Raw genomic sequence first — 12,838 nt, 5'->3', positions numbered from 1 at the left:
GACCGCCGTGGGCGCGACGGCCGTCGCCGTCGCTGCGGCGGGCGACGCGGCCGTGCCGCTGTGGACCGGCGCGGGCCTCAGCCTCGCCTGGCTCGGGCTGGTGCTCGCGGCCGTGCTGGCGATCGACGCGTTGCCCCGCGGCACGGCGATCGGCGCCACGGTCGTCTCCCTCGGCGCCGTCGCCGCCGTGCTGCCGCTCCTCGTCGCGATCGCGACCGCGGCGGTCGCCGTGCACCCCGCCGGCGAGCGCACGGTGCCCGCGTTCGTCGCGGCCGAGGCCGAGACCGACCCCCGCGTCACGACGCTCGAGATCCAGCCGCTCGACGACGGCGGCATCCGCGCGACGCTCGAGCGCGGCACGGGTGCGACGCTCGACGCGCAGTCGACCCTCGCCCAGACGGACGAGGAGCTCACGCAGGCGGAGGAGGAGCTGGCCACCCTCGCGGGCAACCTCGCGTCCCGCAGCGGCTTCGACGCGGATGCGGCGATCAGCGAGTTCGGCGTCTCCTTCGTGCTGCTCCAGCCGCCCGGCTCCGCGCTCGTCGACGACCGCGAGGCGCTCGCAGCGGGGGAGCGCGCGCGGGTGGCCCTCGACGAGAACCCGGCGCTCGTCGCCGTCGGCGAGACCGACTTCGGCACGCTCTGGCGGTTCGTCGCGGCCGAGGCCGACGCGCCCGCCGCCGCGATCCCCGAGGACGCCGGCGCTCCCTGGGCGCTGTGGATCACGATCGGACAGCTCCTCGTGGTCGGCTCGGCGCTGCTGCTGTCGATCCCCACGGGAGCGGGACGCGAGCCCGACCGCACGCCGCGTCCCACCCGCGGCGCCCGAGGCCGCGGCCGGCCGCGGCCGCCCGTGGCCGAGGCGGCGGAGGACACCCCGCCCGAGGGGTCGTCGCCCGGCGAGTCCCCGCCCGAGCACTCCGCCACCGCCACCGCCACCGAGCCCGAACCCGAGCCCGAGCCCGAGCCCGAGCCCGAGCCTTCGTCCGAACCCGAGTCCGACACCGAACCGGCTCCGACCGCGACCCGAGGAGGCGACGATGCGCGTGAATCGTAGGGTGCTGCACGGCGTCGCGCGCGGCGTGGGCGCCGTGGCCGTCGCGGCACTCGCCGTCGGGGCGTTCATCGCCGCAGACTCGTTCGAGCGGCCGGGCGTCCGCATCGACCCGCCCTCGGTCGTCGTGGAGCCGGAGGAGAGCAGCCAGGTGCGCGTGTGCTCCGGCCCGCTCCTCGTGCTCGCCGACGACGCAGCGGACGCCACGACCGCGTCGTCGTTCGGATCGACCTCGGTCGTGACGACCGCGGATCCTGCCGATGCCCCGATCGAGGAGACCGGCCTCGACGCGCCGGGCAATCCCGACGCGGCCACCGACGGGACCCCGCTCGTCGTCGCGTCGGAACCCGGGTCCGTGGTCGCGGGCATGCTCGCGGCGGCGCAGTCGCAGACGGCGTCGAGCGAGGAGATCTCGGGCTTCGCGGCATCCGCCTGCATCGAGCCGGCCGCGGAGGCGTGGCTCGTCGGCGGCGCCACCGACGTCGGCCGTTCGAGCCTCGTGCTGCTCGCGAATCCCGGCGACGTCGCGTCGACCGTCGACGTTCGGGTCATCGGGGAGGCCGGGCCGATCGAGGCGCCGTCGGCCATCGGCATCACCGTGCCCGCCCGGAGCCAGCGCGTGCTCTCGCTCGCCGGTCTGGCGCCGAACGTCGTCTCGCCCGTCGTGCACGTCACGAGCACCGGCGGTCCGATCGCCGCGAGCCTCGAACACACGATCGTGCGCGGACTCGACCCGAGCGGCGTCGAGCTCGTGACGCCCGTCGCGGCCCCCGCCCCGGAGCAGGTCATCCCCGGCTTCGTGGTGACCTCGGCGGGCGGCGTGGCCCCGCAGGAGGACGAGGCGGCGGGCGACGAGTTCCCCGCGGTGCGGCTCCTCGCCCCCGGCGACGCGGGCGTCGAGGTGAACGTCACGGTCCGCTCGGATTCCGGCGAGGCGGTCTCGGAGCTCTCGGTCTCGCTGCAGGGCGGTCGCGTCATCGACGTGCCGCTCGGCAACCTGCAGACCGGCTCGTACACGGTGCTGCTCGACGCCGACGGACCGGTCGTCGGCGCCGCGCGGGCCACCGCCGAGGTGGAGGGCGATGGCGGCCCGGTCCCGGCCGACCTCGCCTGGACGGCCGCGACCGCCCCGCTCCTCGACCGTGCGGCGATCGCCGTGGCGCCGGGCCCGTCGCCGACGCTGCACCTCGCGAACCCGGGTGGCGACCCCCTCGACGTCACCCTGACCCTCGGCGGCGCGGAGCGCACCATCACGGTGGCGGGCGGTGCGGCGACGTCCATCGCCGTCGATCCGCGCAGCAGCGTGCTCGTGGCCGACGGTGCGGGCCTCCACGCCAGCGTGTCGTATCGCGGCGACGGCGAACTCGCGTCGCTGTCGGTGCAGCCGCCGGGGCCGCTCGACGCGCCGATCCGGGTCTACCCCCACTGACCGGCCGTGGCGCAGGCGCCGCGTGCGCGCCGGCAGCGCCGCGGTGCCGCGTCAGAGGTGCCGGTAGCGCCCCGGCGCGAGCTCCCACGGGTCCTTGCCGAGGAAGTCGGCCACCGCGCGGAAGACGCAGCTCTCGACGAGCAGCCGCTCCTCGCGCTCCTCGCCCTCCTGCAACCGCAGGAACCGCACGATCGGCAGCCGGTAGAACACGATGCGCCGTTCGTCGTGGTAGACGCGCCAGCGGTCGACGTGATCGTCGTGGATGGCCTCGGCAGGTCCCTGTGCGACTTGGAACGTGACGCCCTCGAGTTCGGGCCAGAGGCCGCGCAGGTACGCGGCCGTCGAGGCCACCGTCATGTCGAAGTCGTCGACGCGCGTGCGAAGGGGCTCGAGGTGCGGTCCGGTCACGGCCGACCGCATCCCACGCCCATGGCGATCTCGGATGCCGCGTCTCGGCGACGGTGGAACCGCGGCGACACGACGGGACCGGGGCATGCCCTCCATCGTACCGGGCCCGCGGATCGCTACGCTGGTGTCGCCATGAGACGTTGTTCGCGCACCGCATGCACCGCCGAGGCGGTCGCGACGCTCACGTTCGACTACGCCGACTCGATGGCGGTGCTCGGGCCGCTCGCCCTGGTCCGGGAGCCGCATTCCTACGACCTGTGCGCACGCCACGCCGAGCGCACGTCGGCGCCGCGGGGGTGGCAGATCGTGCGGCACGTGGGCCTCGGTGGGGTAGGGTTCACGGCATGAATCCCCCTCCTGCTTCCGGCGCTCGAGCGCGCCTCGACGCGATCGTGAAGGCCTACGACGTGCGCGGGATCGTGGGCGACGGACTCACCGAGGACGTGGTCGAGGCCCTCGGTGCCGGCTTCGTCGACGAGGTCGGTGCAGCCGGCGGTCGGATCGTCGTCGGCCACGACATGCGCGACTCCTCGCCCGGGTTCGCCGCCGCCTTCTCGCGCGGCGCCTCGCGCCGCGGCGCCGACGTCGTCGCGATCGGCCTGTGCTCCACCGACGAGAGCTACTTCGCGTCGGGTTCCGTGAACGCGCCCGCGGCGATGTTCACCGCGAGCCACAACCCCGCCGCCTACAACGGCATCAAGTTCTCCCGCGCGGGCGCGCAGGGCATCTCGCTCGACACGGGGCTCGCGGCGATCCGCGACCGGGCTGGCGACTACCTCGACGACGGCATCGCCGAGGTCGCCGAGCCCGGGCGGATCGAGCAGGCCGACGTGCTGGCCGACTACGCGGCGTACCTGCGCTCCCTGGTCGACCTCAGCGGCATCCGACCGCTGAAGCTCGTCATCGACGCCGGCAACGGCATGGGCGGCCTCACGGTACCTGCCGTGCTCGGCACCGCCGCGGGCCTGCCCGCCCTGCCCCTCGAGATCGTGCCGCTGTACTTCGAGCTCGACGGCACCTTCCCGAACCACGAGGCGAACCCGCTCGACCCGGCGAACCTCGTCGACCTGCAGCGCGCCGTGGTGGAGCACGGAGCCGACCTGGGCCTCGCGTTCGACGGCGACGCCGATCGCTGCTTCGTCGTCGACGAGCAGGGCGGGGCGGTCGATCCGTCGGCGGTCGCGGCGATCGTCGGCCTGCGCGAGATCGCCCGGGTGCGCGCGCTCGGCGAGGAGCGGCCCACGGTGCTGCACAACCTCATCACCTCGCAGTACGTGCCCGAGTCGATCGAGGCGGCCGGTGCGATCGCCGTGCGCACGCGCGTGGGCCACTCGCTCATCAAGGACCGCATGAAGGAGACCGGGGCCGTCTTCGGCGGCGAGCACTCCGCGCACTACTACTTCCGCGACTTCTGGAGCGCAGACAACGGCATGCTCGCGGCGATGCACGTGCTCGCCGAGTTCGGCTCCCACGCCGAGCCGCTCTCGCAGCTCGCGGCCCGCTTCACCCCGTACGCCCTCTCGGGGGAGATCAACTCGACCGTGGCCGACGTCCCCAGCGCGTACACGCGTATCGTCGAGGCCTTCACCGGCCGCGCCGAGTTCGACGAGTTCGACGGGCTCACGGTCACGGGCATCACCGCGGGCGACGAGCCCTTCTGGTGGTTCAACGTGCGCCCGTCGAACACCGAGCCCCTCCTGCGGCTCAACGTCGAGGGCGAGGACGCCGCGACCATGACGTCGATCCGCGACGAGGTGCTCGCGCTCATCCGCTCCTGACGGTCACGCGGATGCCGCGGGGCCGGAGCCCTGCGACAATGGGATCCATGAGCCTCTCCGCGACATCCGTCCTGCCGTTCAAGGTCGCCGACCTCTCGCTCGCCGAAGCCGGCCGCCACCAGCTCCGCCTCGCCGAGAACGAGATGCCGGGCCTGATGGCGCTCCGTGCCGAGTTCGGCGAGTCGAAGCCGCTCGCCGGCGCCCGCATCGCCGGCAGCCTGCACATGACGGTGCAGACCGCGGTGCTCATCGAGACCCTCGTGGCGCTGGGCGCGCAGGTGCGCTGGGCGAGCTGCAACATCTTCTCCACCCAGGACGAGGCGGCGGCCGCCGTCGTGGTCGGGCCCGAGGGCACCGTCGACGCGCCGGCGGGAGTTCCGGTGTTCGCGTGGAAGGGCGAGACGCTCGACGAGTACTGGTGGTGCACCGACCGCATCTTCGACTGGACGGCCGAGGCCGAGGAGGGCGGCGCCGACTGGATCGGCCCGAACATGATCCTCGACGACGGCGGCGACGCCACGCTGCTCGTGCACCGCGGCCGCGAGTTCGAACTCGCCGGCGCGGTGCCCGCGACGCCGGCCGACGCGAGCGCAGAGTACCGCGTCGTGCTCGACACCCTCCGCCGCTCCCTCGAGCGCTCGACCGACCGCTGGACGCGCATCGCGGCGGAGCTCAAGGGCGTGACCGAGGAGACCACCACGGGCGTGCACCGCCTCTACGAGCTGCACGCCGAGGGCGGGCTGCTCTTCCCTGCGATCAACGTGAACGACTCGGTCACGAAGTCGAAGTTCGACAACAAGTACGGAATCCGCCACTCGCTGCCCGACGGCCTGAACCGCGCCACCGACGTGCTCATGGGCGGCAAGGTCGCGTTCGTCGCGGGCTACGGCGACGTCGGCAAGGGCGCCGCCGAGGCGCTCCGCGGCCAGGGCGCGCGGGTGATCGTGAGCGAGATCGACCCCATCAACGCCCTGCAGGCCGCGATGGATGGCTTCCAGGTCTCCCGCCTCGAGTCGGTCATCGGCGAGATCGACATCCTCGTCACGGGCACCGGCAACAAGGACGTCGTGCGCCTCGAGCACCTGCTCGGCCTCAAGCACCTCGCCATCGTCGCCAACGTCGGCCACTTCGACAACGAGATCGACATGGCCGGCCTCGAGTCGCTCGAGGGCGCCGAGCGCGTCGAGATCAAGCCGCAGGTGCACGAGTGGCGCCTGCCCACGGGTCGTAGCGTGCTCGTGCTCAGCGAGGGCCGTCTCATGAACCTCGGCAACGCCACGGGCCACCCGTCGTTCGTCATGTCGAACTCGTTCACGAACCAGGTGCTCGCGCAGATCGAGCTCTGGACGCGCCCGGAGGCCTACCCCGTCGGCGTCTACGTGCTCCCGAAGCACCTCGACGAGAAGGTCGCGCGCCTGCACCTCGACGCCCTCGGCGTGGAGCTCACCGAGCTCACCCCCGAGCAGGCCGCGTACATCGGCGTCCCGGTCGAGGGGCCGTACAAGGTCGACCACTACCGGTACTGATCGGCGAGCGGATGCCGCGGCGCGCGTGTGCGCCGCGGCATCCGCTCGCCCGGGTCGAGTGCCCGTGCGCGGGTCGAGGGGTCGCCCGCGGCGTCTCGGGGCCCTACCGCTCGGGGAACCCCACCGGACGGGCGTCGAGCACCGGCTCGAGTGCCGCCATGCGGCGCGCTTCGAGTTCGAGCGCGGCCGCGTCCCGCTCGCGGCGCAACGCGGCCACCGCCGCGAGGAACCGCTCCGGATCGGCGGGCGGCACGGGTGCAACGTACGCGGCGACGTCGGCGGCGAGCGTCTGCGCCACGCGCGGGCGGCTCGCGGGCGCGAGGTGCGCCGCGTTGCGGAAGAACGCCGCGACGCGGCGGGCGAGCGCGTCCGGAAGCCGTCCGACGTCGGCGACCGCCGCCCACGAGGCCAGCTCGGCGGGCACGCCGAACGCGAGCGGCACGTAGCGCGGCACGCGCTCGACCTGCGCATGCGTGCCGGCGAGCACGTCGCCGAGCCGCTTCGAGTCGGGGTTGAGGAAGCCGACGAGCAGTGCGAGCCCGCCGAAGGTGAGCCAGATCTCGATCACGCCCACGAGCGCGCGGATGAGCGCGTGGCGGAAGCCGATGGATCCGCCGTCGTCGCGCACCACGCGGAGGCCGAGCGCGAGCTTGCCGACCGACCGGCCCCGAGTCGCGGTCTCGACCGCCGTGGGCAGCACCACGAGGCATCCGACGATGACGGAGATCACGACGGTGCGCCCCGCGGCCTCGTCGAGCTCGAGGCCGGCGGTCGCGAGCAGGGCCGCGACGATGAGGAGCACGGTGATGAGCACGTCGATCGCCGCGCCGCCGGAGCGCATGATCGCGCTGGCCGGCCGCACGTCGAGCGTCACGGCCTCGCCCGTGAGCACGCCCTCGTCGTCGAACCGGCCGGACTGCCGGGCGGAGGCGGTCGCGTCGGCCATGGCTAGTATTCAAGCAGATGGACCTCGACGCGCTCGCCTCCGCCCGCCACGACGACTGGCAGCGCCTCGACGCGCTCGCCCGGGCCCGTCGACTCGACGGCGCCGAGGCCGACGAGCTCATCGAGCGGTACCAGTCCGCGGCATCCGACCTCTCGCTCGTGCAGGCCACGGCGGGCTCGACCGCGCTCGGCGACCGCCTCTCGGTCAGTCTCGCCCGGGCCCGGGTGCGCTTCACCGGTGCGCCCGACAACCCGCTGCGCCAGTTCTCGCGGTTCGCGGTCGTGAGCCTGCCCGCGGCCCTCTACCGGGTGCGCTGGCTCACCCTCGCGGTCGCCGTCGTCACCTTCGTCGTCGCGGCGCTCTACGCCGCGTGGGTCGCCTCCGATCCGCGAGTGCTTGCGAACCTCGGCAGCGAGTCGGAGCTGCGGGCGATCGCCGAGGACGGCTTCGTCGCCTACTACTCCGAGCACCCAGCCGCCTCGTTCGCGGGCTCGGTGTGGACGAACAACGCGTGGATCGCCGCCCAGTGCGTCGCCTTCGGCATCACGGGCGTGTGGGTGCCGTGGGTGGTGCTGCAGAACGCGCAGAACCTGGGCATCACCGCCTCGATCATGTTCGCCTACGACGAGGCGGACACCTTCTTCCTCTACATCGCGCCGCACGGGTTGCTCGAGCTCACGTGCGTGTTCATCGCAGCGGCGGCCGGGCTCCGCATCTTCTGGTCGTGGGTGGCCCCGGGCCCCCGCACGCGCGGGGCGGCACTCGCCGAGGACGCCCGCTCGCTCTTCACGGTCGCGATCGGACTCGTCTTCTTCCTGCTCATCGCGGGCGTCATCGAGGGGTTCGTGACCCCCGCGCCCTGGCCGTGGCCCGTCAAGATCGGCATCGGCGCGCTCGCCCTCGCAGCGCTCCTCGTCTACATGCTCGTGCTCGGCGGTCGTGCCGTGCGGGCGGGGGAGACGGGCGACCTGTCCGCGTTCGACGCGGGCGCGGAGCGGATGACCGCGGGCTGACGTGCGCCCGGTCGGCCGGGTCGCACCGGGTCGGCGTGGGCGGGCCCGGGCGGATGCCACGGCGAGACGCCGACGGCGGATGCCCCGAGTGGGACATCCGCCGTCATGGCTTCGGCCGCGATCAGGCCGGGACGGCGACCTCGGGGTTCGCCGCGCCCGTGATCTGAGCGGGGCGCTCGAAGACCGTGCGGTAGACGAATGCGGCGAGCGCGGCGCCGGCGATCGGCGCGAGGATCGACGCCCACACCTGGCCGAGCGCCTCGCCGCCGCCGAAGATCGCCGTGGCGATGGAGCGGGCCGGGTTGAACGAGGCGTTCGACACCGGGATCGCGACGAGCGCGAGCGCGGTGAGGGTGAGGCCGATGGCGAGCGGCGCGAAGCCGGCGGCGGCGCGGGCGGAGGTGACGCCCAGGATCACGAACACGAACACGGCCGTCGCGATGACCTCGACGAGCAGGAACGAGCCGAGGCCGAAGCCGCCGGGGGAGAGCTCGTCGTACCCGGTCGAGACCGACCGGAAGGCGAGCGCGTCGAACAGGGGGCCGCCCGAGAGGATCGCGAGGAGCGCGGCCGCTGCGGCGATCGCGCCGACGAGCTGGGCTCCGACGTACCCCGGGAGCTCCTTCCACGCGAACCGGCCGGCGACGGCGAGCCCGACGCTGACGGCGGGGTTGAAGTGGCCGCCCGAGATCGCGCCGAAGGCGTAGGCGCTCACGAGCACCGAGAGCCCGAGGGCGAACGCGACGCCGAGGAATCCGACGTTGAGGTTGCCCTCGCCGCCGGCGAACCCGGCGGCGTAGAGCGCCGTGCCGATGACGCCGAAGACGAGCACGAAGGTGCCGAGCAGTTCGGCGGCGAGTTTCTGGACGATGGTGGGCACGGCGGACGCGGGCGCGTCGGACATGGAGGTTCCTTTCGACGGGGAGGAGGTCGGCGCCTCGCCCCTCGGCGAGCGCCGATGCCGACACTATCGGCGGGCGGGTTCCGGTCGTGATTCGCCGAGGGATCTTCGGGTAACGCCGGGATGCGGGACGTCATCGGGCGACGCAGATCCTGCCCAGCTCGCCGTGATCGACCGGCGGGCGGGTCAGAGCCGGCCGGCCGCCTTCAACGCGAGGTAGTGGTCGGCGAGCGCCGGGGGCAGCTCATGCGGCGTCGCCGTCACCGTGGTGGCGCCGAGCCGGTGGGTCGCAGCGGCGACGCGTTCGGCGTCGAGCAGCGCTCGCTCGGCCGCGGCGGCGCCGTACACCTCGGCCAGCTCGCCGCGGTGTCCGGCCGCGGCGGCGAGCCCGGGGTCGGTGACGGATGCCACGACCACGTGGTGTCGCGCGGTGAGCTGGGGCAGCACCGACAGCAGGCCGCGTGCGCTCCCGGGCGAGTCCGCCGTCGTCAGGAGCACGACGAGCGCGCGGTGGCTCGTGACGCGGCGCACCTGTGCGGGCACCGCCGACCAGTCGGCCTCGACGAGCTCGGCGTCGATGGTCGCCATCGTGTCGACCATGCGGGCGAGCAGCTCCGGTCCGCTCGCGCCGTGCACGCGGCCGCGCAGGCGCCGGTCCCAGGCGAGGAAGTCGATGCGGTCGCCCGCATGGGTGGCGAGCGCCGCGAGCAGGAGGGACGCCTCGAACGCCGTGTCGAGGCGCGGCTCGTCGGCGACCCGCGCCGCTGCGGTGCGCGAGGTGTCGGCGACGATCACGATGCGACGGTCGCGCTCGGGACGCCACGTGCGCACCATGAGCCGCATCGATCCCGGCGCCTCGGGGTCGGCCCGCCGCGCGGTCGCGCGCCAGTCGATCGACCGCACGTCGTCGCCGCGCACGTACTCGCGGAGCGAGTCGAACTCGGTGCCCCGGCCCCGGATGAGCATCGGCGTGCGGCCGTCGAGCTCGCGGAGCCGGGTGATCCGCGACGGCAGGTGCATGCGCGAGTGGAACGGCGGCAGCACCCGGATCCTGCCGGGCGCCTCGAGGGTGGCCTGTCGCGCCCACAGCCGGAGCGGGCCGAACGAGCGCACGGTGACGGCCTCGGTGCGGCGATCGCCGCGGCGGGTCGGCGTGAGCTCGAGCGTCGTGCGCCGCACCTCGCCCGGCGGCACGGCGATCGCGGAGCGGTTCGGGCCGACCACGCCCGCCGACGGCTGCCATCCGTCGCGTACGGTGGCCCGCAGCATCCGCGGACCCAGGTTGCGCACCCGCAGCACCGAGGCGGCCGTCTCGCCGAGCCGCAGGCGATCGGGCAGCTCCCGGGTGAGCGCGAGCCGTCGCGGCGATGCCGCGAACGAGAGATCGACCGCGCCCAGCCCGATCGCGAGCGCGAGCCAGCCCACGAGTGCCCACCACGCGATCGCCGCGTCGCCGCCCCCGAGCAGCACGACGGGCACGACGCCCGCGGCGACGAGGAGGGTGAACCGGCCGGTGACGCTCATCTCAGAGGGGGACCTGCACCTGCTGCACGAGGCCGCGCAGCACGCGGTCGACGTCGACGCCCTCGAGCTCGGCCTCGGGGCGCAGTTGCACGCGATGCCGCCAGACGGGCAGGAGCATCGCCTGCACGTGGTCGGGCGTGACCTTCTCGTAGCCCGTGAGCCATGCCCAGGCCTTCGCTGCCGCGAGGAGGCCCGCCGATGCGCGCGGGCTCACGCCGAGTCGCATCGACGGGCTGCGGCGGGTCGCCCGCGCGAGGTCGACGAGGTAGGCGAGCACGTCGTCGGCCACGCCCACCCGCGCCGCCGCCCGGCGCGCCGCCGCGAGCTCCGCGGCGCCGAGCACCGGCTGCACGCCGGCCGCCGCGAGGTCGTGCGGGTCGAAGCCGTCGGCGTGGCGACGGAGCATCGACACCTCGTCGTCGCGCTCGGGCACGTCGAGCACGAGCTTCAGCAGGAAGCGGTCGAGCTGCGCCTCCGGCAGCTCGTAGGTGCCCTCGTACTCGATCGGGTTCTGGGTCGCCGCGACGAGGAAGGGGTCGGGCAGGGGGCGCGTCACGCCGTCGGCCGAGACCTGGCGCTCCTCCATCGCCTCGAGCAGGGCCGACTGCGTCTTCGGCGGTGTGCGGTTGATCTCGTCGGCGAGCAGCAGGTTCGTGAACACCGGCCCCTCGCGGAACGCGAACTCGCCCGAGCGCGGATCGTAGGCGAGCGAGCCGGTGACGTCGCCGGGCATGAGGTCGGGGGTGAACTGCACGCGCTTCGTCTGCAGCCGGAGGGTGCGGCTGAGCGTGCGCACGAGCAGGGTCTTCGCCACGCCGGGCACGCCCTCGAGCAGCACATGGCCGTTCGCGAGCAGGGCGATGATGAGCCCGGTGACGGCGCCGTCCTGGCCGACGACGGCCTTGCCGACCTCGGTGCGCACGCGGTTGAGCGCGGCGCGGAGCTCCTCGTCGGTCTGCGCGGTGGGGTCGGTCATGGTCGCCTTCCTGTCGGTTCGGATGCGTCGTGGTCCGGCCGGAGCGCCGCGCGCACCTGCCGCTCGAGGGCGTCGAGGTCGCGGGCGAGGCCCACGAGCTCGCGATCGCCGGTTGCCGGGGCGTCGACGAGCAGCGAGCGAACGGATGCCGCGTCGCGCCCGCTCGCGTCGGCGGCGCCCGTCACGACCTCGTCGACGTGCGCCGAGCGCGGCAGCCGCAGCGCGACCGCGAGACGCCGGATCGTGCCGAAGCGCAGCTGGTCGAGCGCGCGATCGCGCGCGGACGAGCGTGCGTACAGCCGGGCCCGGCCCTGGCCGGTCTCCTCGGCGGGCACGTGCACCGGCAGGTCCTCGACGACGAGCGGCCCGAAGCGGCGCCCCCGCCAGATGCCGGCGGCGATCGTCACCACGATGAGAAGCACCATCACGGGGCTCACCCAGCCCGGCGTGAGCTCGGCGAGCGTGGGCGCTGCCGCGGCATCCGCGTCGCCGGGGCCGGGCAGGTACCAGACGAGCTCGTCGGAGGCGCCGAGGAGCCCGATGACGAGCGCCGCATTGCCCGCCTCGTCGATCGCCTGGTTCTCGAACGGCGTGGTGGCCCCGACGAGGGCGAGGGCGCCGCCGGCCGGCGAGGTACCCGTGACGAGCGCGAACCCGTCGCCCGACGCGAAGCAGCCCGTGAATCCGGATGCCGCGGCCCCGTCGTCGACCGTGAGCAGGCGCTGCCCGTCGGAGAGCCCGCCGGCGCGCACGGCCGCCTCGACGTCGCAGGAGGCGCCGTCGATCGCGCCGTCGGCGACCCCGGCGAGGCGGACGCCCGGGGCGAGCACCTCGAGCGACGTGAAGTCGGGCCGAGCGATCACGAGGCGCGCGGAGGCGTCGGCGAGTGCGCCGACGCGGTCGCGGTCGAGCACCCCGAGCTCGTCGTAGAGGAACACCGTCGCGCCGGCCGCGGCGCCCTGCTCGGCGGCCGCGAGCGTGCGCACCTCGCGCACCGCCACGCCGTGCGACCGCAGCACCTCGACGAGGGCGCGGGCCCCAGCGGGTGCCGCGTTGTCGGCGCCGAGCGGCGCGCCGGGCGGGCGGGCGGTGCCCTGGACGAGCACGAGGAGGAGGGCGCCGAGCGCGAGCGCGACGGCGATCACGATCCACGGCCGGCGGCGCCGGGCGAGGCTGCGCAGTCCCGGCGTGAGCGAGCGGGTCGCGGCGGCCGATCGGGTGCCGCCGTCAGCGTCGGCGACCCGTGCGACCGGCGCGACCGCCGCGACCGGCGCGACCGCCTC

At 74.5% G+C, this 12,838-nt stretch carries 11 protein-coding genes and 1 pseudogene; 6 read left to right on the top strand and 6 right to left on the bottom strand.

Annotated elements, in window-relative coordinates:
- Positions 1 to 1,057, top strand: a pseudogene (locus EDM22_RS19725) (glycosyltransferase); the annotation flags it as partial.
- Positions 1,041 to 2,483: a DUF5719 family protein gene (locus tag EDM22_RS18665; protein WP_138708139.1), complete on the top strand. Its 1,443-nt coding sequence runs from the start codon at positions 1,041 to 1,043 to the stop codon at positions 2,481 to 2,483. The pseudogene EDM22_RS19725 and the gene EDM22_RS18665, both read left to right, overlap by 17 nt.
- Positions 2,484 to 2,534: 51 nt before the next feature.
- On the opposite strand, the gene EDM22_RS18660 is transcribed toward EDM22_RS18665, so the two are convergent.
- On the bottom strand, positions 2,535 to 2,891 hold the full coding sequence (locus tag EDM22_RS18660; protein WP_245989550.1) for a hypothetical protein: 357 nt from the start codon (positions 2,889 to 2,891) through the stop codon (positions 2,535 to 2,537).
- Positions 2,892 to 3,023: 132 nt separating this feature from the next.
- Between EDM22_RS18660 and EDM22_RS18655 the strand changes: the two genes are divergently transcribed.
- From EDM22_RS18655 to ahcY, 3 genes are read left to right on the top strand one after another with little or no spacing between them, the layout of a single operon-like run.
- Positions 3,024 to 3,239 carry a DUF3499 family protein gene (locus EDM22_RS18655; protein ID WP_122938585.1) on the top strand — a complete coding sequence of 72 codons (216 nt, stop codon included), beginning with the start codon at positions 3,024 to 3,026 and terminating at the stop codon, positions 3,237 to 3,239.
- Positions 3,236 to 4,669 (top strand): phosphomannomutase/phosphoglucomutase, encoded by a 1,434-nt coding sequence (locus EDM22_RS18650; protein ID WP_122938584.1) that lies wholly within the window; start codon positions 3,236 to 3,238, stop codon positions 4,667 to 4,669. Before EDM22_RS18655 ends, EDM22_RS18650 begins: the two co-directional genes overlap by 4 nt.
- A gap of 47 nt (positions 4,670 to 4,716) precedes the next feature.
- Entirely contained in the window at positions 4,717 to 6,195 is a 1,479-nt protein-coding gene (ahcY, locus tag EDM22_RS18645; RefSeq protein ID WP_122938583.1) for an adenosylhomocysteinase, read from the top strand.
- 103 nt (positions 6,196 to 6,298) lie between these two features.
- On the opposite strand, the gene EDM22_RS18640 is transcribed toward ahcY, so the two are convergent.
- Positions 6,299 to 7,141, bottom strand: coding sequence for an RDD family protein (locus EDM22_RS18640; protein WP_122938582.1), 843 nt, complete (start codon positions 7,139 to 7,141; stop codon positions 6,299 to 6,301).
- A gap of 17 nt (positions 7,142 to 7,158) precedes the next feature.
- Here EDM22_RS18640 and EDM22_RS18635 point away from each other — a divergent pair, with 17 nt between their 5' ends.
- Positions 7,159 to 8,154 (top strand): stage II sporulation protein M, encoded by a 996-nt coding sequence (locus EDM22_RS18635; protein ID WP_122938581.1) that lies wholly within the window; start codon positions 7,159 to 7,161, stop codon positions 8,152 to 8,154.
- 121 nt (positions 8,155 to 8,275) lie between these two features.
- Here the strand turns inward: EDM22_RS18635 and EDM22_RS18630 are convergent, their stop codons facing one another.
- From EDM22_RS18630 to EDM22_RS19720, 4 genes are all read right to left on the bottom strand, one after another.
- The gene (locus tag EDM22_RS18630; protein WP_122938580.1) at positions 8,276 to 9,058 is read right to left on the bottom strand and encodes an aquaporin; all 783 of its coding nucleotides are present in this window, start codon (positions 9,056 to 9,058) and stop codon (positions 8,276 to 8,278) included.
- Between the two features lie 183 nt (positions 9,059 to 9,241).
- Complete coding sequence (locus EDM22_RS18625; protein ID WP_122938579.1) at positions 9,242 to 10,579, bottom strand: DUF58 domain-containing protein; 1,338 nt, start codon at positions 10,577 to 10,579, stop codon at positions 9,242 to 9,244.
- A 1-nt stretch (position 10,580) separates the two neighbouring features.
- Positions 10,581 to 11,555, bottom strand: coding sequence for an AAA family ATPase (locus tag EDM22_RS18620; RefSeq protein WP_122938578.1), 975 nt, complete (start codon positions 11,553 to 11,555; stop codon positions 10,581 to 10,583).
- On the bottom strand, positions 11,552 to 12,838 hold a 1,287-nt coding region (locus EDM22_RS19720; protein ID WP_122938577.1), incomplete at its 5' end, for a DUF4350 domain-containing protein. The genes EDM22_RS18620 and EDM22_RS19720, both read right to left, overlap by 4 nt.

Origin of the sequence: Agromyces tardus (assembly GCF_003710805.1) — a bacterium.
GTDB lineage: Bacteria > Actinomycetota > Actinomycetes > Actinomycetales > Microbacteriaceae > Agromyces > Agromyces tardus.
Note: the sequence above shows the minus strand (reverse complement) of the source record. Positions and strands in the feature narration are given on the sequence as shown.

Bases quoted from the DNA above. Each gene is read 5' to 3' on its own strand.
- EDM22_RS18665 (WP_138708139.1), top strand. From the start codon at position 1,041: ATGCGCGTGAATCGTAGGGTGCTGCACGGCGTCGCGCGCGGCGTGGGC.
- EDM22_RS18655 (WP_122938585.1), top strand. From the start codon at position 3,024: ATGAGACGTTGTTCGCGCACCGCATGCACCGCCGAGGCGGTCGCGACG.
- EDM22_RS18650 (WP_122938584.1), top strand. From the start codon at position 3,236: ATGAATCCCCCTCCTGCTTCCGGCGCTCGAGCGCGCCTCGACGCGATC.
- ahcY (WP_122938583.1), top strand. From the start codon at position 4,717: ATGAGCCTCTCCGCGACATCCGTCCTGCCGTTCAAGGTCGCCGACCTC.
- EDM22_RS18640 (WP_122938582.1), bottom strand. From the start codon at position 7,141: ATGGCCGACGCGACCGCCTCCGCCCGGCAGTCCGGCCGGTTCGACGAC.
- EDM22_RS18635 (WP_122938581.1), top strand. From the start codon at position 7,159: ATGGACCTCGACGCGCTCGCCTCCGCCCGCCACGACGACTGGCAGCGC.
- EDM22_RS18630 (WP_122938580.1), bottom strand. From the start codon at position 9,058: ATGTCCGACGCGCCCGCGTCCGCCGTGCCCACCATCGTCCAGAAACTC.
- EDM22_RS18625 (WP_122938579.1), bottom strand. From the start codon at position 10,579: ATGAGCGTCACCGGCCGGTTCACCCTCCTCGTCGCCGCGGGCGTCGTG.
- EDM22_RS18620 (WP_122938578.1), bottom strand. From the start codon at position 11,555: ATGACCGACCCCACCGCGCAGACCGACGAGGAGCTCCGCGCCGCGCTC.